Raw genomic sequence first — 19,437 nt, forward strand, 5'->3', positions numbered from 1 at the left:
TCGTAAAGCCTGCACATGCGGTGTGCCTGACAGAACCGGTTTGCAGATTTCAGGGCCGCTGCGCGCCCCAACGGGGGCAAGCCCCCTCGCCACAGGGTTTCACTGGGCTCCTCATCCCAGTCCTTCCTGGTCGTTAATCTTTCCTTAACCAGCCCCCTTCAGACTCTTGATCGTATTTCTCGATACTTCAAAGCGAAATTTTCCGCTTTAAATCGATAGGTAAATCGTTAGTCTTGGGCGCTGTTCTTACAGGATTTGGGCAATGCAGCTTCGTAACTCTTCCTCCCGCTACGGCTGGGTCAGCATTTTTTTGCACTGGGGCGTGGCACTCGCGGTCTTCGGTCTGTTTGCCCTGGGCTTGTGGATGGTCGGCCTCGACTATTACAGCACCTGGCGTAAAGACGCACCCGACCTGCACAAAAGCATTGGCCTGACGCTGTTCGCGATCATGTTGCTGCGGCTGCTATGGCGTTTTATCAGTCTGCCGCCGCCAGTCCCGGCCAGCCATGGGCGTTTGACCCGGCTCGGTGCCAGTTTCGGCCATGGCTTTCTCTATCTCAGTCTGTTCGCTGTGATGATTGCCGGTTACCTGATTTCCACCGCAGACGGTGTCGGTATTCCGGTGTTTGGCCTGTTTGAAATCCCTGCACTGGTTTCCGGACTACCGGACCAGGCAGATACGGCCGGGGTGATCCATTTGTACCTGGCTTGGGTATTGGTAATTTTTTCCGGTCTCCATGCGTTGGCAGCATTGAAACACCATTTTATCGATCGTGACGCGACCCTGACGCGAATGCTGGGGCGCAAAGCCTGATGCTCAACCTCGACTCCAAAGGAATAGAAAGCATGTTGAAAAAGACTCTCGCCGCTCTGGCAATCGGTTCTGCACTGTTGTCCGCCGGTCAGGCGATGGCGGCTGACTACAAAATCGACAAGGAAGGTCAACATGCCTTCGTCGAATGGAAAATCAGCCACTTGGGTTACAGCTTCATCTACGGCACTTTCAAGGATTGGGACGGTTCGTTCAGCTTCGATGCTGCCAAGCCAGAAGCCAGTAAAATTGCTGTCGAGCTGAAAACTGCCAGCCTGTTTTCCAACCACGCAGAACGTGACAAGCACATTGCCAGCAAAGACTTCCTGGACGTAAGCAAATACCCGGAAGCCAAGTTCGTCTCCACCAGTGTCAAATCCACTGGCGAAAAAACCGCTGACGTGACCGGTGACCTGACCCTGCGCGGCGTGACCAAGCCGGTGGTGTTCAAGACTACCTTCATTGGCGAAGGCAAGGATCCATGGGGTGGCTACCGTGCCGGTTTTGCCGGTACTACTACCGTTCAGCTGAACGACTTCGGCATCAAGGGCCCAGGTGCTTCTTCGCAAACTCTGGACCTGAACATCTCGTTCGAAGGTGTTCAAACGAAATAATGTTGAGACCGTAGGAGCTGCCGCAGGCTGCGATCTTTTAAAGATCAAAAGATCGCAGGCTTCGCCAGCTCCTACAAAAGCAGTTCGCCATACAAACAAAAACGCCCCTGATCTTACGATCGGGGGCGTTTTTGTTAGCAGGAGAAATCAGCGATTGCGGGTCAGCAATGCCGGTTTTTCGCCACGTGGACGGCTTGGCAGTTGATCGAGCTGCTCAGGTGTCGGGAAGCGATCGCTTTTGGACTCCTTGTGCATGATCTTCGGCTGCTTGTCGCGTGGGCCTTGAACCGCGGGTTCCTGGCGTACTGGCTGATCGTCACTCGCCGGACGGCGATTGCGCGGCTCTTCGCGACGGGCCTGACCGTCACGTGGAGCGCCATTACGTGGACCACTGCGCTTGGCAGGCGGGGTGCCCGTGCTGGCGCCGCTGCCATTGCGTGGAGCGCTTGGACGACCCGCGCCACCGCTGCGTGGCGGTGTGCCGGCGCCTGCAGCAGCGCCCTGCGCCGGAGCGCCTGGACGACGGCCACGGCCCTGAGGTGCCTTTTGCTGTGGAACGTAGTCAACGCGATTACCGAAGTTGTCTACATCGTCGTCGAGAAACTCATCCGGTGCACGATCAGCCGCTGCACGCGGTGCGGGTTGACGCTGTTCGCGGGCCGGAGTGCCTTCACGCGGCTTCTGCTCGCGAGCAGGGCGATCGGAGCGAGCTGCAGCGGCCGGCTTCTCTTTACCGCCCTTGTCCTTGCCCTTGTCTTTACGACCACCGCCGCCACCGCTGCCGTTCGGGCCGTCACCACGTGGACCGCGCGGAGCATTGCGCGGGTTACGCACATCCGGACGCTCACGAACTTCAGGTTTCTCGGCTTCTACGGCACTGGAGTCAAAACCCATCAGGTCGCCATCGGCGATTTTCTGCTTGGTCATGCGCTCGATGCTTTTCAGCAGTTTTTCTTCATCCGGAGCCACCAGCGAGATCGCCTCGCCCGAACGACCGGCACGGCCAGTACGGCCGATCCGGTGCACGTAGTCTTCGTCGACGTTCGGCAGTTCGAAGTTGACCACGTGTGGCAACTGGTCAATATCCAGGCCGCGAGCGGCGATATCGGTGGCGACCAGGATCCGTACTTCGCCAGCCTTGAAGTCGGCCAGGGCTTTGGTGCGGGCGTTCTGGCTCTTGTTACCGTGAATGGCTACGGCGGTGAGGCCGTGCTTGTCCAGGTACTCGGCCAGGCGGTTGGCGCCGTGCTTGGTGCGGGTGAAGACCAGAACCTGTTCCCAGGCGCCGGCAGTAATCAGGTGGGCCAACAGTGAACGTTTGTGGCTGGCCGCCAGGCGGAACACCCGTTGCTCGATACGCTCGACCGTGGTGTTCGGTGGCGTGACTTCGATGCGTTCCGGGTTGTGCAACAACTTCCCGGCCAAGGCCGTGATGTCGTTGGAGAAGGTCGCGGAGAACAACAGGTTCTGACGCTTGGCCGGCAAACGGGCCAGGACCTTTTTCACGTCATGGACGAAGCCCATGTCGAGCATCCGGTCAGCTTCGTCCAGCACGAGGATTTCCACGTGGGACAGGTCGACGCTGCCTTGACCGGCGAGGTCGAGCAGGCGGCCAGGGCAGGCCACCAGCACGTCAACGCCACGGGACATGGCCTGAACCTGTGGGTTCATGCCGACGCCGCCGAAGATGCAGGCGCTGACGAACTTCAAGTCGCGGGCATAGACCTTGAAGCTCTCGTGCACTTGTGCCGCGAGTTCGCGAGTCGGGGTCAGGACCAGTACGCGTGGTTGGCGCGGGCCGTGACGCTGGGATTTGTCCGGGTGACCGTTGGGGAACAACCGCTCCAGAATCGGAAGGGCGAAGCCGCCGGTTTTACCAGTACCTGTCTGTGCCGCGACCATCAAGTCGCGACCTTGCAACACGGCGGGAATGGCCCGCTGTTGCACCGGAGTAGGCTCGGTATAGCCCGCTGCCTCGATGGCGCGGACTAAAGCCTCGGAGAGACCGAGGGAAGCAAAGGACATGAGTAATCCTGTTTTAGTTAGGGCTTGGCCCAAAGGGATAGTCTTGCCTGGCGCGAATGGCGTTTAAGAGGACGCAATCCCGTCCGGTCCTGCTAGGCTTGAAGGCTCATCTGAAAGCGCCCGCGCGGGCCAGAAGCTGCGCTGTAGCGGTGTCGAGATGCCTTTTACAAGACCGAGCGTCCGGGCGTGAGCCTGGCGGGAAGGCCGGAGTATAACAGAGCAATCACTGCGCGCCGCTTTCCTGCTGCTCAACGGTTTTTTCCAGGGTGCCTGACGTTATCGCTTGCTGGGCCGCGAGGCTCTCGTTGCCAGCATACCGGGCGCTGAGCGCGGCATAGCCTGGTTCACGCTTGAAGCGCTTGAGCTCGGCACCGAACCGCTGCACCAGCAAATCCATCCCGGCATTGCGCCGCAGCGCCAGAAACTGGCTATTGCTACTGATCACTGTCGGATTTTCGCTGATCTGGTCCCGTAATTTCAGTTGGTTGAGCAGGTACTGGCCAACCCGGCGATCAGTAATCAACAGATCGATTCGCCCGCGCATCAGTTTGCCGAAGTTGGCTTCATGGCTGGGGGCGGGTTCGCGCAGGAATAGGGGCGATTCGCTGAAGTCCTGACCGTACAGGTAACCCGGCGAGGTCCCGACGGTGAGGCCGCGCAAGTCGTCGAGGGTGCGAAAGAGGTGAGGTCGCTCATTAGCGTAGAACATCACGAATTCCACTTGTGACAGCGGCTCGCTGGGATAAAGCAGTGTGCTTTCGCGTTCGTGGCTGTGGAATATATCCAGGACGCCATCGGCCTGACCTTGCTCGAGCATGGCCAGACAGCGCTTCCAGGGTAGAAACTGCCACTCCACTTCGATTCCGAGGCGCTGGAAGACAATCGCCGTGGTTTCGTAGTCCAGACCTAGAATCTGGCCATTTTCCTCATACACATAAGGGGCCCAGGGTTCGGTGACAATGCGCAGCTTCTCGCCCCGGGCTGCGAAGCTCAGGCAAGTGAAAATAAGGACGGTCAGCAACTGGGTGATAAGGGGCATTGCTTGAGATTACGACGAGAAGCCGTAAAGAGCCAGAAGCTGGATCCAGAAGCTCTGGTTCAGGCGTTAAAAGCAAAAGATCGCAGCCTGCGAAAGCGCCTACAGAGGATACATACACCTCATGCAGGAACTGCCGCAGGCTGCGATCTTTTGATCTTGCTTGTAGCTTTCAACTTGTAGCTAGTTGCTGCTTCAACGCGGCAACTTCAGGTTGTTCCATACCGCCAGGCTAGGTTCGGCCTGGTTCAGGGTATAAAAGTGCAACCCCGGTGCGCCGCCTTGCAGCAAACGTTCGCACATCTGCGTAATGACCTGCTCACCAAATGCCTGAATGCTTTGGGTATCATCGCCGTAGGCTTCCAGCTGCTTGCGGATCCAGCGTGGGATTTCCGCGCCGCACGCATCGGAGAACCGTGCCAGTTTGCTGTAGTTGGTGATCGGCATGATGCCCGGCACGATCGGGATGTTCACGCCCATCGCCCGTACACGCTCGACGAAATAGAAGTAGCTGTCGGCGTTGAAGAAGTACTGGGTAATCGCACTGTCGGCGCCAGAGTTGGCCTTGCGCACGAAGTTGATTAAATCTTCTTCGAAATTGCGCGCCTGCGGGTGCATTTCCGGGTAAGCGGCGACTTCGATGTGGAAGTGGCTGCCGGTCTCTTCACGAATGAAGCTCACCAGGTCATTGGCGTGGCGCATTTCACCGCTGGCCATGCCCATGCCCGACGGCAGGTCACCGCGCAGGGCGACGATACGAGTGATACCCGCATCCTTGTACTGGCTCAATAGGCCGCGCAGATCGTTCTTGCTGTCGCCGACGCAGGACATATGCGGCGCCGCAGGGATTTTTACTTCGTGCTCCAGCTGCAACACGGTATTCATCGTGCGATCACGGGTGGATCCGCCTGCGCCATAGGTGCAGGAGAAGAAATCGGGGTTGTAGCTGGCCAGCTGACGGGCAGTGGCGAGGAGCTTTTCATGCCCGGCATCGGTCTTGGTCGGGAAGAACTCAAAGCTGTAGCGACGATCTTGGGACATGGTCGTATCCTTGGAAACTCGAAAACCTGTGGGAGCCGGGCTTGCCCGCGATACAGGCGCCGCAGTGCTTCAGGAACACCGGGGTGATGCTATCGCAGGCAGCCAGCTCCACAGGGAGCGGATCGCGTATGGATCAGTAACGGTAAGCGTGCGGCTTGAACGGGCCTTCGACGGTTACGCCGATGTAGTCAGCCTGTTGCTTGGTCAGTTGAGTGACCACACCGCCGAAACCGCGGACCATTTCCAGGGCCACTTCTTCGTCGAGTTTCTTCGGCAGTACTTCAACCGTCAGGCGCTCGGCTTTCTGGGCTGGCGACAGGTCGGCGTACTTCTGGCCGAACAGGAAGATCTGCGCCAGTACCTGGTTGGCGAACGAACCGTCCATGATCCGGCTTGGGTGGCCAGTGGCGTTGCCCAGGTTAACCAGGCGACCTTCGGCCAGCAGGATCAGGTAGTCGTCGTTCTGTGGGTCGAAATCGCCCGCGCCAGTACGGTGAACCTTGTGAACCTGTGGCTTCACTTCTTCCCATGCCCAGTTCTTGCGCATGAAAGCAGTGTCGATTTCGTTGTCGAAGTGGCCGATGTTGCAGACAACAGCGCGCTTCTTCAGGGCTTTGAGCATGTTCGAGTCGCAAACATTCACGTTGCCGGTGGTGGTCACGATCAGGTCGATCTTGCCCAGCAGTGCTTTGTCGATGCTCGCTTCGGTGCCGTCGTTGATCCCGTCGATGAACGGCGAAACCAGTTCGAAGCCGTCCATGCAGGCCTGCATGGCGCAGATCGGGTCGACTTCGGAGACCTTAACGATCATGCCTTCCTGACGCAGGGACTGCGAAGAGCCCTTGCCCACGTCGCCGTAGCCGATGACCAGCGCTTGTTTGCCGGACAGCAGGTGGTCGGTGCCGCGCTTGATCGCATCGTTCAGGCTGTGACGGCAGCCGTACTTGTTGTCGTTCTTGCTCTTGGTAACCGAGTCGTTGACGTTGATGGCCGGGATTTTCAGCTCGCCCTTGGCCAGCATGTCCAGCAGGCGGTGAACGCCGGTGGTGGTCTCTTCGGTAACGCCGTGGACGCGGTCCAGGATCGCCGGGTATTTCTTGTGCAGCAGTTCGGTCAGGTCGCCACCGTCGTCGAGGACCATGTTGGCGTCCCAAGGCTGGCCATCTTTGAGGATGGTTTGCTCCAGGCACCACTCGTACTCTTCTTCAGTCTCGCCTTTCCAGGCGAAAACCGCGATGCCGGCAGCAGCGATAGCGGCAGCGGCCTGGTCCTGAGTCGAGAAAATGTTGCAGGACGACCAGCGTACTTCGGCACCCAGGGCAACCAGGGTTTCGATCAGCACGGCAGTCTGAATGGTCATGTGGATGCAGCCGAGGATTTTCGCGCCCTTGAGCGGCTGCTCACCAGCGTACTTGCGACGCAGACCCATCAGGGCCGGCATTTCCGATTCGGCGATGATGGTTTCGCGACGACCCCAGGCAGCCAGGGACATGTCGGCGACTTTGTAGTCGTTAAAATCTGCAGGCGTGATTACAGCGCTCATGAAGAGCCTCCATTCGTAGATATGCGAATGGGCGCCGTTGTGCGTTTAAAGCCTGACCGGATCATCCTGGTCAGACAACGCCCCATCCGAGCCTGACAGGTCGAGCCTGCTGCAGCGCCCCTCGGACAGGTGGCGGGAAAACGGTATCAATTGAAGATGACCGTTTTGAAACGGAGGCGATTATAGCTTTCTTTGAGCGGCAAGTTGCAAGCTGCAAGCGACAAGTTGCGAGTTGCAGCGACAAGTTGCAAGCGGCAAGCTACAAGAACGAGCCGCTCGGCTTTTCACTTGCAGCTTGTAGCTTGCTGCTCACAACTGCTTCTCTGGAGTGAACATGAATTTCCACACCCGCAAATGGGTAAAACCCGAAGACCTCAACCCCAACGGCACGCTGTTCGGTGGCAGTCTGTTGCGCTGGATCGACGAAGAAGCGGCGATCTACGCCATCGTCCAGCTGGGCAACCAGCGCGTGGTCACCAAATACATTTCCGAAATCAACTTCGTCAGCGCCTCACGTCAGGGCGACATCATCGAACTGGGCATCACCGCCACCGAATTCGGCCGCACCTCGATCACCCTGACCTGCGAAGTGCGCAACAAGATCACCCGTAAAAGTATCCTCACGGTCGAACGAATGGTCTTCGTCAATCTGGGTGAAGACGGTTTGCCCGCGGCTCACGGGCGGACCGCAATCAAATATGTGGAAGATCAGTTCAAGGATGACATTGTCAGCGAGTAATGCGAGCCCGTAGGAGCTGCCGCAGGCTGCGATCTTTTGATCTTCAAGATCGACGCCAAGCCGAAAGGATCGAAGCCTTCGGCAGCTCCAGAACTGAACAGCTCCGAACCCAGCGTGTCGTACCTACATGACACGCCCACCGTTCAGGAGCTCTATGGACACGCAAAAAGACGGCAAGACCCCCGCCCTTTCGACCAAGGAACAGCACGAAGTCGACAAGAGCCAGTCACCGCGCGCAGTGGTACTGCATGAAATCATCCGCACCCAGGGCAATCAGGAACTGGAGCGCAGCGTCGCGGCGTTGTGGTGGTCGGCGCTGGCCGCCGGTTTGACCATGGGCCTGTCGTTGATGGCCATGGGGCTACTCAACTCGCGCCTGCCGGACGGTGAAGGCTTCAAGGTGATCGCCAGCTTCGGTTACAGCGCAGGCTTTCTCGCGGTGATCCTCGCCCGCCAGCAACTTTTTACTGAAAATACCCTGACCGCCGTTCTGCCGATCATGAGCAAGCCGACGCTGGGTAACTTCGGCCGCTTGTTTCGTTTATGGGGCGTGGTGCTGTTCGGCAACCTCGTCGGCACCTTACTGGTGGCCTACGTCATGTTGCATTTGCCGATATTCGACCGCAAGACCGATCTGGCCTTCCTCGACATTGGCCGCAAGATCATGGAAAACGACCCCAGCCAGATGTTCGCCAAAGGCATCGTCTCCGGCTGGATGATCGCCACCATGGTCTGGATGATCCCGTCCATGGAAAGCGCCAAGATGTGGATCATCATCCTCATCACCTACCTCATGGCCTTGGGGGATTTCACCCATATCGTCGCCGGCACGGTCGAGGTGTCCTATCTGGTATTCGCCGGCGAGTTGCCGTGGAAGGACTTCTGGCTGGTCTTCGCCGGACCGACGCTGGCCGGGAATATCATCGGCGGCAGCTTTATCTTTGCCTTGATCAGCCATGCTCAGATTCGTAGTGAGAGTGGTGGTGCGCCGAAGGAGTAGATTCGGGTAGGACAGTTCTGATTTAGTTGTAAGCAACTAAAAATAGGGAATTTTTCAGTTGGAGTGGATCGCGGCAGGAGAGGGGCTGCTGTATGGTGCGAATGTATCCCATTCAAAAAAAGAAGGATCTTTATGGCGTTGCCTGGTTTCTTTCCCTCTCGCCTGATAAGCGGCTTGCTGGTGTTTCTTTTGGCGCTGAGTACGGCGCAGGCCAAGGATGACGGCACCGATCTGTCGGTCACTATAGAGAAAGAGATTCAAACCAATGTCATCAATGCTGATGGCAGCTTCATCTTGACCAACGACTCGGTAATGCTCATTAACGAAGATCGAGCCATCAAGGCGCAAGCGCAACGCTCATTGAGTTACAACCGCACGCTGGAAACCCTGGACGTCGTCGAGGCCTACACCCAGAAGCCGGATGGCCGGAAGGTGTTGGTCAAGTCTGACCAGATCAAGGAGCAGCAAGAGCGCCAGTCTTCGAATGCGCCGATGTTTCAGGACACGCTGGTCAAGGTCGTGATATTTCCAGAGGTCGCCGTTGGCGATCGGTTGGTCCTTCAATATAAAAAACACCGCACAATCGCATTGTTCCCCGAGCACTTCGAGGATCTTTCCTTTCCGGCGTTCCATCCTACCCAGCAGTTCACCCTTGTTTATGACTTGCCGGAAGCATGGCGTTGTATGCCGATGCCAGAGGCTTTGCGGCGATCAGCCCGACCGCTGCGCCAGGCCGCAAAATCTATCGATGGGACTATGTTCCAGGGAAAAATGCCCGGATTGAACAAGGCGCGGTTTCTTACCTGGACTATGGCCGGTATCTGGCGGTTTCGACCTTCGCCAACTTCAAGGCTTTTGCACAAGCCTACGATGCCCGAGCCCAGAGCAAGATAACGCCCGAGGTCATTGAGCTGGCAACAACCCTCACCGCCAAGCTCGACAGCCCGCGGGCCAAGGCGATTGCGCTGAGTGATTGGGTACGCAGGAACATTCGTTATGTTGCCGTCTACATCGGTGCCGGCGGCGTCGTTCCTCATTCCGTTGATACCATTCTGGCCAATCGTTATGGGGACTGTAAGGATCACGTCGCCTTGCTGGAGGCGTTATTGTCTGCGGCGGGAATTGAAAGCTCGCCAGCCTTGATCAATGCCGGGAATGCCTATGTTCTGCCCAAGGTCCCGACCCTTGGCGTACTCGATCACGTCATCACCTATATACCGAGCCTGGACCTGTACCTGGACTCGACCGCTGGAGAAATCGCGGGCGGTTATTTACCGATTCCTGAACTGGATAAACCGGTGGTTCTCACCAAGTCCGGCGAGCTGGGGCGCACACCGTTTACGCAGCAAGGCAAAGTCGAAAACGCAACAGTCTTCAAGGTTGGCTCGACGGGTGCTGCAGATTTCACGCACTCCTCCAATGTAGAAGGATGGGCTGCGGAATTTAATAGATACGTACTCAAATCCATGAACCCTGCAGACCGAAATTTGATAGTCCAGCAGATGCTCACGGCTTTTGGTCAGACGGGCAGCGGCAAGCTGGAGACTGGAGTGCTGGAAGGTAATACGACCGACTTTCAGATAAAGATGGCAGGCCGTACCGAAAACCTGGTCAACCTGCCGGGCCCCATTGGCGTTCCAACGCTGAGCAGCTTTGCCGGTGGCATCGCACAGAACGTGTTTGGTTTCGCCGTGGAAAATGAACGACTCCAGGCATTCACCTGTATCTCCGGCGTGACCGAGGAACATGCGCGGTTCGAGTTTCCAGCGGACGTCGGCATTCTCGCCGCCCCTAAGCCAGTGACGTTGCGCCACACCAACTTCGATTACACCTCGACCTATGTGAAAGAGGCCAATGCCGTGGTTGTGCATCGCCGCTTCATCTTCAAACATCCGAGCGCGGTGTGCAGTCCTGAGGACTTCATAGCGATGAAACCAGCGATCGATGCGATGGTTAATGATCTGAAAAGCCAGATTATTGTTCAGTCGCTTTAGTTTGATCGGGCGGACTGCGGATCTGGGTTGAGCACACCTTTTTGTGCACGCCAGCGATCTACTGTGGGAGCAGGCTTGCCCCAATGTCAGTGAGGTAAGGAAATGAGGTCTCTATTGTAGGAGCGAGCTTGCTCGCGATGGACTCAAGGGCGGTGCGTTCATTCAGAAAACACGCGTTATAGTTAACGTCTATCGCGAGCAAGCTCGCTCCTACAGGGATGCAGCTTGCTCGCGAAAGCGGCTTAGGCAGCTATGCGGGCTAGAGCCTCAGGCGGATACATTGACCGCAGCAGTCTCACGACGCTGCAGATAGATGAAGAACAGCGCGGTGAGCACGGTCAGGCCGCCGACCAGGGCGCCGGTCCAGGGCAGGTCGGCGAGGTCGGCGCCGCTGGCGACTACCAGGCCTCCGATCCAGGCGCCCGCGGCATTGCCCAGGTTGAATGCGCTCTGGTTCAGGGTTGAGCCGAGGTTCGGTGCTTCATGGGCCTGGTCGATGATCAGCAGTTGCAGGATCGGGCACAGGGCGAAAGCGAAGATGCCCCACAACACCAGAGTGATCGCCGCTGGAATCACCGAGTGGCTGGTCTGGCTGAACGCGGCCAGGACGATCACCACCGCCAACGCCATGCCCACCAATGACGGTAACAACCGGCTGTCCGCCAGGCGTCCGCCGAGCATGCTGCCGGCGGTCAGGCCGACGCCGAACAACAGCAACATGATGGTCACGCCGTGGGGGCTGACGCCGGTGATGTCCTGCAGGATCGGCGCGATGTAGGTGAAGACGCTGAACAGACTGGTGGATGCCAGCACGCTCATGCCCAGCGCCAATAGCACATTGACCTTGCCCAGCACTTTGAACTCGCTGGCCAGGTTGGCTTTGTCCATGGCGATGTGCTTCGGCAACCAGACCCACTGGGCAATGGCCGCAATCACACCGATCACCGACACTGCCCAGAAGGTCGAGCGCCAACCGGCGTATTGACCCAGCGCCGTGCCAAGCGGTACGCCGAGCACGTTGGCCAGGGTCAGGCCGGTGAACATCATGGCAATCGCCTGCGCCCGTTTGTTCGGCGCCACCAGCCCCGCGGCAACCACCGAGCCGATGCCGAAGAACGCGCCATGGCATAGCGCGGTGATTACCCGCGCGGCCATCAAGGTGGCGTAGTTCGGTGCCAGGGCGCAGAGGATATTGCCGAGGATGAACATCAAGGTCATGCCCAGCAGGGTGGCCTTGCGCGGCATATTGGCGGTACCGATCGCCAGGATCGGTGCGCCGAACACCACGCCCAGGGCGTAGCCGGTGATCAACAATCCGGCGTCGGGAATACTTACGCCAAGGTCTCTGGCGACGTCGGGAAGCAAACCCATGATGACGAATTCAGTGGTGCCGATGCCGAAAGCGGCAACAGCCAGTGCAAGTAAAGCGAGTGGCATGCGCAAGGTCTCTGTCTGTAGTCTTGACGCTCTGATCAGGCATACGCATGCCAGCTGCCTTCTCCGATGGAGTGGGGCAGCAGCAAAAATTTATTGGAATAGGTATGTGCGCAACTGAGTGCGGCGTGGTCGGTCGCAGTATAAACGGCTGCCGACATATGGCGAATCAATTCTCTCAATCCGGATAAGGAGTATGCCGTGCTTGCGACGGCTCTGGTATTGGTGGCGGCGCTGTTGCATGCGGCCTGGAATACCCTGATCAAATTCAGCGGCGAGCGATTGCTGGTGGTGGCTTGCATGGACAGCGTGGCGATGCTGTTCGTGGCGCTGATGCTGCCTTTCGTATCGCTGCCTCCGGTTGAGATCTGGCCGTGGATCCTGGCCTCGGCGGCGTTCGAGTTGCTCTATCGCTATCTGCTGATCCAGGCCTATCGGGTCGGCGATCTGGGGCTGGTGTATCCGCTGATGCGTGGGTTGTCACCGTTGGTGGTGCTGGCCTTGACCCTGATTTTCGCCGGTGAGGTGCTGAGTACCCAGCAGATCTTCGGCATTCTGCTGATCCCGTTCGGCATGCTCTGCCTGCTCTGGCAAGGAGGCGGCGGCGAGCGCCTGCCGTGGTCGATGCTGCCGGTGGTGGCGTTGATCGGCCTGTGCATCGGCTGTTACACCTTCATCGATGGTCAGGCGTTGCGGCGCTGGTCGCACCCCCTGGATTACCTGGTGTGGGTGACGCTGCTCAGCGCCTGGCCGTTTCCCTTGCTGGCGCTGGTGCGCAAGCGTCCGGCGTTCCTGTTGTTCTGGCGCGAGCAATGGCGGCTGGGGTTGAGCGTCGGATTCTGTGTGCTGTTCAGCTACGCTTTGGTGCTATGGGCCATGCAGCTGGGCTCGATTGCCGAAGCGGCGGCGCTGCGCGAAATCAGCGTGATTCTGGTGGTGCTGTTCGGGATGCGCTACTTGAAAGAACCTTTCGGCCGGCCGCGGCTCTTAGCCTGTGGGCTGGTACTGATCGGCATGCTGGTCATGAAGTTTTGAACCGGACATCAATAGGACTCTAAAAAGGAATCTGCAATGACTGTCGCATTTTGGTGTGTGTTGATCGCCATTTTTCTTCCCTATCTATGCACCGGTGTTGCCAAGTTCAGCGGCGGCAAATTCGGGCTGCAACAGAACCATGATCCGCGGGCCTTTCTCGACAATCTTGAGGGCTTCGCCCGGCGCGCTCACTCTGCACAGCTGAACAGCTTCGAAGTGACCCCGGCGTTTGCCGTAGCGGTGATCATTGCCTACATCAGCGAAAATGCCGATCTGGTGATCATCGATGTGTTGGCGGTGTTGTTTATCACCAGCCGCTTGCTCTACATCATTTGCTACCTGGCGGACTGGGCAGTCTTGCGTTCGCTGGTGTGGTTTGTGGGTATGGGGCTGATTGCGAGTTTCTTTTTTGTATCGATTTGAGGGCGCTTGTAGGAGCGAGCTTGCTCGCGATGGACGTTAACGATAACGCGTGTTTTCTGAATAAACGCGTCACCCTTGAGTCCATCGCGAGCAAGCGCGCTCCTACATTGGGGCTTGCCCGCGAAGGGGGCGCCTCGGTTTATTTTGGATCGATCACATCCGGCACCTTCGGCAACACCGCGCCTCTGGGCCACAGCATCCAGATCTGCCCCTGCTGCTTCATGTCCCCGGCCAATTGCCCCGCTGCATCGCCGGTGCCCCAGAACAGGTCGGCACGGACTTCGCCGGCAATAGCGCCGCCAGTGTCCTGTGCTGCCACCGGACGTACCAGTCCGGTACCGTCAGGGCGGGTGGTCGAGAGCCATAACAGGCTGCCCAGCGGAATCACCTTGCGGTCCACCGCGACGCTGTAGCCTGCGGTCAGCGGCACGTTCAGCGAGCCGCGCGGGCCTTCATTACTGTCGGGGTTGCGATTGAAGAACACGTAGCTGGGATTGCTGCCAAGCAACTCGGGTATCCGTGTCGGGTTCGCCTTGGCCCAGGCACTGATGGTGCCCATGGTCACTTGTTCTTTTTTCAGCTCACCCTGGTCCACCAGCCAGCGGCCGATGGGCCGATACGGATGGCCGTTCTGATCGGCATAACCGATGCGCAACTGACGGCCGTCCTCCAGTCGAATGCGCCCCGAGCCCTGGATCTGCAGAAATTGCAGGTTCATCGGATCGGTGAGCCAGGCAATGACCGGTGCCTTGACGCCTTTGGCATCAATCGCGGCGGCGTCGTCATAAGGCTTGAGCACCCGGCCTTCGAGTCGGCCGCGCAGTCGCTTGCCTTTGAGCTCTGGGTAAATGCTGTCCAGCGACACGATGATCATGTCTTCGGGCACGCCGTAGACCGGAACGCTTGCTTGCGCAGTCTGGGTCAGGCTTCCCGGATAAACCGGTTCGTAATAGCCGGTAATCAGGCCGTTACCGCTGCCATTGGCAGAGCGCAGGCCATATACATCCAGACGCTCCTTGAGAAAACCGCGGACATCGCCAGCCGTCTGCGGCACATTGGCCGCGGCCGCGCAGGTGGTGGCCCAGATCGGGTCGGCCTTGAGTCGAGTGCAGGCGCTGCGCCAGGAGCCGAATCCGGCCAGCAAATCATCGTCGGAAACAGCCGGCAGGCCCTCCCAGGTCGCGCTGACATAGGTTGCAAGGGCATGTGTTTGTGGCTTGGTGCTGTCGCCACCGTTGCAACCGGCGAGCAAAGCGACCATCGGTAGGGTCCAGGCCAGGTTGCGACGCCATGCCTTGAAATGACTGTTCATTCGGTACTTCCTTTGCAGGTTGTCCAAGCGCTCGAAGCGTTCAAACAATCCGTATTGTTAATAGGGCTATTGGTCTTTGCGGGTGACGCGAGGATACTGGGCGCCGTTTCCCGTGACCTGAAGCCCCCATGACTTTTAAAAGACTTTCAGTTGTATTGCTGGCCTGCCTGATGTTGTCCGCCTGCGGTGGTGTCGACCCGAATTCGCCGCTGGGTCAGCGCAAGGCGATCTTCAAGCAAATGCTCAAGACCAGCGAAGACCTGGGCGGCATGTTGCGCGAGCGAATTCCCTTCGACGGAGCGCGTTTTGCCGAGGGCGCGGTGAAGCTGGACAGCTTGTCCCATGAACCGTGGAAGCATTTTCCCCAAGTCAGAGAAGAAGACCACACCAGCGCCAAGGACGATGTCTGGCAGCAGCAGGCACGCTTTCAGGAGCTGGCCCGCACGCTGGAAGCGGCCACCGGTGAATTGGTGATCGCCAGCCAGGTTCAGCCCTACAATGCCAATAACCTGGGCCCGGCAGTGCAGAAAGTCGAAGACGCTTGTAGCGCGTGCCATAAACAGTTTCGTGATCATTGATTCTGAGGTCCGACATATAACCTGTGGCGAGGGAGCTTGCTGTGGCGAGGGGGCTTGCCCCCGCTGGGTCGCGGAGCGGCCCTAAAACCGGTAACCGCGGTTTGCCAGATACAACGCATTCCTCGCATTTACGACTGCTTCGCAGCCGAGCGGGGGCAAGCCCCCTCGCCACAACAGCCCTCTCACCACAAAAGCCTCTTGCCACAGCTAGCACCGGTCTTTCTCAGACTTACTTTTCCAACTCATCCAGCGCTTCCTGCAGTTCTTTGCGGGACTTGGCGAGTTTGTCTTTGAGTTTGTTGATCTTCTCCGAGTCGTCCTTTTTCATGGCCTTCTCAAGGTCGCTCTGACGGCGGCTGACTTCGTGCTTGGCATCCAGCACCTTGTTTTCCCGTTCTTTCTTCAAGGACGCCTCGGAGCAATTGGCAGTAACTTCGCTCAGGGCTTTTTCCAGGCCCGCTTGCTGATCACTGTTGCCATGGGCTTTGGCCTGCTCGATCTGGGCGCTGATAGCCTGACGTTTAGCCGCACAGCCGGTGAGCTCTGGGGTTTCTTCAACGGCCAGCAGAGGGGTGGCCAGCAGGCTGCAAACGGTGAGCAGGGCGAGCGGTGACAAAAAATTCATGAGGGCTCCGTAAAAAATATCGCTGTCAGGTCAGTGTACAGATCGCTATTGGAGTTCATCTGTACCCTTGGGTTCAAAGCTGCCGGGCATCCTGGCTTCTAGAAACCATCGATCCCGGCAGCGCGTAATTCTTCACTCAGGGCCAGTACCTGCGGGTCGCGAAAAAATGCGCTTAATTGCGCTGCGCGTCCCGGCCCGATCCCGCCCTCGGTCTGCCATTGTTCGGTAGTTCTTGGCGCCAGCGTCTGCCATGGACCGGTCAGGTCGACGTCGGCTGTCGGTGGCATGCCCAAGGCTTTGAGCCAGTGTTCGAAGGGACGCTGCCTGGCGCTCTGCAAACTGCTCAGCAAACGGGCACTGCTGCGCTCGCCGAAGCCGTCAATGTTAGCAAGCTCTTGCGCATCGAGGGTCAACCAATCGAGCAGGCTGTTGATGCGCCCGGCGCTGATCAGTTTTTCCCAGGTGCCGGGGCCGATATGCGGCAGCGCCAGTCCCTGCGCGCCACTGAGCCAGGTCAGGCGTGCCAGGAATTGGCTCTCGCACCCCGGGGTGGGCTGCCAGCAGCTCAGTTGATGAAAATCCTCTGCCCGTGGCGCAACCACCTCCGGGCGTTTGGTACCGCGTAAAACGACACTGTCGAGGCGGGGAATGGTCAGGCCTGCCAGGCTGATCGCCACTTGATCGCCGGGGCGGATATCCAGGGTCTGCCAGCGTTGCAGTGAACCGACGCTCACGTGTTTGACCTGCCGGTCATCGAGGGTCAATGGTTTGAGCTCCAGTACGGGGGTAATTCGCCCGGTGCGACCAATACTGAATTTCACTCCGCGCACCTCTGCCAGTGCCTGGGCGAAGGGGTATTTCCAGGCGACGATCCAATAGGGGGCTTTTACCTGCCAGCGCTGCGCGGGCGGGCGCTGACTCTGACGCAGTACCAGGCCGTCGCTGGCAAACGGCAAGGGCGAGTTGTACCAGTGGTCGCGCCATCGTTCGGCGTCGGCGAAATTGCTGATCGGTTGGCTGTATTGCGCGCTCTGGGTAAAACCCAGCGCTTTCAAGCCGGCCAGCCGTTCGGGCAAGGTGGCCGGGCCTTGCGGCCAATCCCAGACAAACAGCCCGATACCGCCGGCGTCTACGTCACTGAGCTCCTTGCGTGCCATCAGCCGGGCGACACTGCCGCGGGCGTTGAGGCTACCGGCGGTGGCCTGGATATGGTCGGTGAGACGCCAATAGAGTTCGCCTTGAAGGAGCAGATCCAGCGGTTGCGGCAGTTGAGCAGGAATGGCTCCGATCTTGCGCGCCGAGGCGGTCCAGTCTTGCCCACGCACGCCATTGCCGCGACTGATCACTCGCTCCAATTGGCCCTGGTGATAGATCACCGTCACGGCTACGCCATCGACTTTAGGTTGAACCCAGACGTCCTCGCGGTCCTTGAGCCAGGCTTCTACGGCACGGCCGTCGGCGAGTTTTTCCAGGCCGGTCTGCGGGATGGGGTGGGCAATCGGGCCCCCCGCGGTGCGCAGAGGATTGGCGGCTTGCCCATGGATTGTCGGAAAGCACTCACGCCATTGGCTGAACAAAGCGCGGGATTGATCGTAAAGTTCGTCGGACACCAGCGAGCGACCTTGCCGGTGATAGCTGTCGTCCCAGCGGTTGAGCTGTTGTCGCAGTTGAGTGATTTCTTCCTTGGCGCGGCTGAACGACCAGTCGGGGCAGGTGTTCGCGTTGGCATTCAGGTAATAGAGGGCCAGCCATAAACCGATTAACAGGCGTGCAGAGGGGAGCATCGCAAGCATCCTTGCTCGGGTGGGATGCTTAAGGCTATATCAGCTGAAACGATGGAATCAGACAGGTATTTTGCCGGGTGTGTCGGCTGGTAGATATCGAAACGGGTTGAAATAGTTGTCGGCTGTCAGGTCGTGTTCGCGGGCAAGTCGGATCGCCGCACCGCCGCTCTCACAAGGGGGGCATGAAAAAGCCCCACAGGGCGAACCGTGCGGGGCTTTAGTGCAGCCGAAGAACGCTTACAAACCGGCAGCAGCGCGCAAGGCGTCGACGCGGTCGGTTTTTTCCCAGGTGAACGTGGTGAAGGTGTCGTCGCCGACGGTCTTCACTTCTGGCGTACGACCGAAGTGGCCGTAGGCTGCGGTTTCCTGGTACATCGGGTGCAGCAGGTCGAGCATGGTGGTGATCGCGTATGGACGCAGATCGAAGCACTCGCGGACCAGTTTGACGATCTTGTCATCGCCGATCTTGCCGGTGCCGAAGGTGTTCAACGAGATCGAAGTCGGCTGTGCGACGCCGATGGCGTAGGAAACCTGAATCTCGCAACGCTCGGCCAGGCCAGCAGCGACGATGTTTTTCGCCACGTAACGACCGGCGTAAGCCGCGGAACGGTCAACCTTCGATGGATCTTTACCGGAGAATGCGCCGCCGCCGTGACGGGCCATGCCGCCGTAGGTGTCGACGATGATCTTGCGACCGGTCAGGCCGCAGTCGCCCACCGGGCCGCCGATGATGAAGTTGCCGGTCGGGTTGATGTGGAACTGGGTGTCCTTGTGCAGCAGTTCGGCAGGCAGCACGTGCTTGACGATCAGCTCCATCACGCCTTCGCGCAGGTCTTTGTAAGACACTTCCGGGTTGTGCTGGGTCGACAGAACAATGGCGTCGATGCCCACGACCTTGCCGTTTTCATAGCGGCAGGTGACTTGGGATTTGGCGTCCGGACGCAACCACGGCAGCAGGCCGGATTTACGGGCTTCGGCCTGGCGGTGCACCAACTGGTGAGAGAAGGTGATTGGCGCTGGCATCAGCACCTCGGTTTCGTTGCTGGCGTAGCCGAACATCAGGCCCTGATCGCCGGCACCCTGGTCTTCTGGCTTGCTGCGGTCAACGCCCTGGGCGATGTCTATCGACTGCTTGCCGATGATGTTCATTACCGCGCAGGTGGCGCCATCGAAGCCGACGTCGGAGCTGTCGTAACCGATGTCGATGATGACTTTACGGACGATGTCTTCGAGGTCAACCCAGGCCGAAGTGGTGACTTCGCCTGCAATGATCGCTACGCCGGTTTTCACCAGGGTCTCGCACGCCACACGGGCGAACTTGTCTTCAGCAATGATGGCGTCCAGCACCGCATCAGAAATCTGGTCGGCGATTTTGTCCGGATGCCCTTCAGACACGGACTCGGAGGTGAAGAGGGAGTATTCGCTCATCTCGATGTTTTCCTG

16 protein-coding genes, 1 pseudogene and 1 riboswitch are annotated in these 19,437 nt (G+C 58.7%); of the genes and pseudogenes, 8 read left to right on the forward strand and 9 right to left on the reverse strand.

The window, feature by feature from the left end:
* Nucleotides 1-262: 262 nt before the first annotated feature.
* Both ACA064_RS02325 and ACA064_RS02330 read left to right on the forward strand, forming a co-directional pair.
* The gene (locus ACA064_RS02325) at nt 263-814 is read left to right on the forward strand and encodes a cytochrome b (protein ID WP_497671949.1); all 552 of its coding nucleotides are present in this window, start codon (nt 263-265) and stop codon (nt 812-814) included.
* Nucleotides 815-846: 32 nt separating this feature from the next.
* Complete coding sequence (locus tag ACA064_RS02330; protein ID WP_497671950.1) at nt 847-1,425, forward strand: YceI family protein; 579 nt, start codon at nt 847-849, stop codon at nt 1,423-1,425.
* 147 nt (nt 1,426-1,572) lie between these two features.
* Here ACA064_RS02330 and rhlE2 read toward each other — a convergent pair whose 3' ends face one another.
* The 4 genes from rhlE2 to ahcY form a co-directional block, all read right to left on the reverse strand.
* On the reverse strand, nt 1,573-3,450 hold the full coding sequence (gene rhlE2, locus ACA064_RS02335; RefSeq protein WP_497671951.1) for an RNA helicase RhlE2: 1,878 nt from the start codon (nt 3,448-3,450) through the stop codon (nt 1,573-1,575).
* Nucleotides 3,451-3,673: 223 nt separating this feature from the next.
* A complete protein-coding gene (locus ACA064_RS02340) occupies nt 3,674-4,489 on the reverse strand; it encodes a substrate-binding periplasmic protein (protein WP_497671952.1) in 816 nt (271 codons plus the stop codon).
* A 192-nt stretch (nt 4,490-4,681) separates the two neighbouring features.
* Nucleotides 4,682-5,527: a methylenetetrahydrofolate reductase [NAD(P)H] gene (gene metF / locus ACA064_RS02345; protein ID WP_497671953.1), complete on the reverse strand. Its 846-nt coding sequence runs from the start codon at nt 5,525-5,527 to the stop codon at nt 4,682-4,684.
* Between the two features lie 133 nt (nt 5,528-5,660).
* On the reverse strand, nt 5,661-7,070 hold the full coding sequence (ahcY, locus tag ACA064_RS02350) for an adenosylhomocysteinase (protein WP_489358923.1): 1,410 nt from the start codon (nt 7,068-7,070) through the stop codon (nt 5,661-5,663).
* Between the two features lie 22 nt (nt 7,071-7,092).
* Nucleotides 7,093-7,199, reverse strand: a riboswitch (S-adenosyl-L-homocysteine riboswitch).
* 205 nt (nt 7,200-7,404) lie between these two features.
* On the opposite strand from ahcY, the gene ACA064_RS02355 reads away from it, so the two are divergent.
* The 3 genes and pseudogenes from ACA064_RS02355 (at nt 7,405) to ACA064_RS02365 (ending at nt 10,803) form a co-directional block, all read left to right on the forward strand.
* Nucleotides 7,405-7,809, forward strand: coding sequence for an acyl-CoA thioesterase (locus ACA064_RS02355; RefSeq protein ID WP_497671954.1), 405 nt, complete (start codon nt 7,405-7,407; stop codon nt 7,807-7,809).
* A 154-nt stretch (nt 7,810-7,963) separates the two neighbouring features.
* Nucleotides 7,964-8,809: a formate/nitrite transporter family protein gene (locus tag ACA064_RS02360; RefSeq protein WP_497671955.1), complete on the forward strand. Its 846-nt coding sequence runs from the start codon at nt 7,964-7,966 to the stop codon at nt 8,807-8,809.
* 132 nt (nt 8,810-8,941) lie between these two features.
* Nucleotides 8,942-10,803: pseudogene (locus ACA064_RS02365) on the forward strand (DUF3857 domain-containing transglutaminase family protein).
* A 267-nt stretch (nt 10,804-11,070) separates the two neighbouring features.
* On the opposite strand, the gene ACA064_RS02370 reads toward ACA064_RS02365, so the two are convergent.
* Nucleotides 11,071-12,240: an MFS transporter gene (locus tag ACA064_RS02370; protein ID WP_497671956.1), complete on the reverse strand. Its 1,170-nt coding sequence runs from the start codon at nt 12,238-12,240 to the stop codon at nt 11,071-11,073.
* Between the two features lie 198 nt (nt 12,241-12,438).
* Here ACA064_RS02370 and ACA064_RS02375 point away from each other — a divergent pair, with 198 nt between their 5' ends.
* Nucleotides 12,439-13,272 carry an EamA family transporter gene (locus ACA064_RS02375; protein ID WP_497671957.1) on the forward strand — a complete coding sequence of 278 codons (834 nt, stop codon included), beginning with the start codon at nt 12,439-12,441 and terminating at the stop codon, nt 13,270-13,272.
* A 36-nt stretch (nt 13,273-13,308) separates the two neighbouring features.
* Entirely contained in the window at nt 13,309-13,695 is a 387-nt protein-coding gene (locus ACA064_RS02380) for an MAPEG family protein (protein ID WP_497671958.1), read from the forward strand.
* Between the two features lie 139 nt (nt 13,696-13,834).
* Here ACA064_RS02380 and mltA read toward each other — a convergent pair whose 3' ends face one another.
* Nucleotides 13,835-15,007 carry a murein transglycosylase A gene (gene mltA, locus ACA064_RS02385; protein ID WP_497671959.1) on the reverse strand — a complete coding sequence of 391 codons (1,173 nt, stop codon included), beginning with the start codon at nt 15,005-15,007 and terminating at the stop codon, nt 13,835-13,837.
* A gap of 128 nt (nt 15,008-15,135) precedes the next feature.
* Between mltA and ACA064_RS02390 the strand changes: the two genes are divergently transcribed.
* Nucleotides 15,136-15,585 (forward strand): c-type cytochrome, encoded by a 450-nt coding sequence (locus ACA064_RS02390; protein ID WP_497671960.1) that lies wholly within the window; start codon nt 15,136-15,138, stop codon nt 15,583-15,585.
* A gap of 229 nt (nt 15,586-15,814) precedes the next feature.
* Here ACA064_RS02390 and ACA064_RS02395 read toward each other — a convergent pair whose 3' ends face one another.
* The 3 genes from ACA064_RS02395 to metK all read right to left on the reverse strand — a co-directional run bounded on the left by ACA064_RS02395 (nt 15,815) and on the right by metK (nt 19,422).
* A complete protein-coding gene (locus tag ACA064_RS02395) occupies nt 15,815-16,210 on the reverse strand; it encodes a DUF1090 domain-containing protein (protein ID WP_497671961.1) in 396 nt (131 codons plus the stop codon).
* Between the two features lie 98 nt (nt 16,211-16,308).
* The gene (gene ligB, locus ACA064_RS02400; protein WP_497671962.1) at nt 16,309-17,994 is read right to left on the reverse strand and encodes an NAD-dependent DNA ligase LigB; all 1,686 of its coding nucleotides are present in this window, start codon (nt 17,992-17,994) and stop codon (nt 16,309-16,311) included.
* A 237-nt stretch (nt 17,995-18,231) separates the two neighbouring features.
* Entirely contained in the window at nt 18,232-19,422 is a 1,191-nt protein-coding gene (metK, locus tag ACA064_RS02405) for a methionine adenosyltransferase (RefSeq protein ID WP_497671963.1), read from the reverse strand.
* Between the last annotated feature and the right edge of the window lie 15 nt (nt 19,423-19,437).

It is taken from the genome of Pseudomonas sp. LBUM1658 (assembly GCF_059716055.1).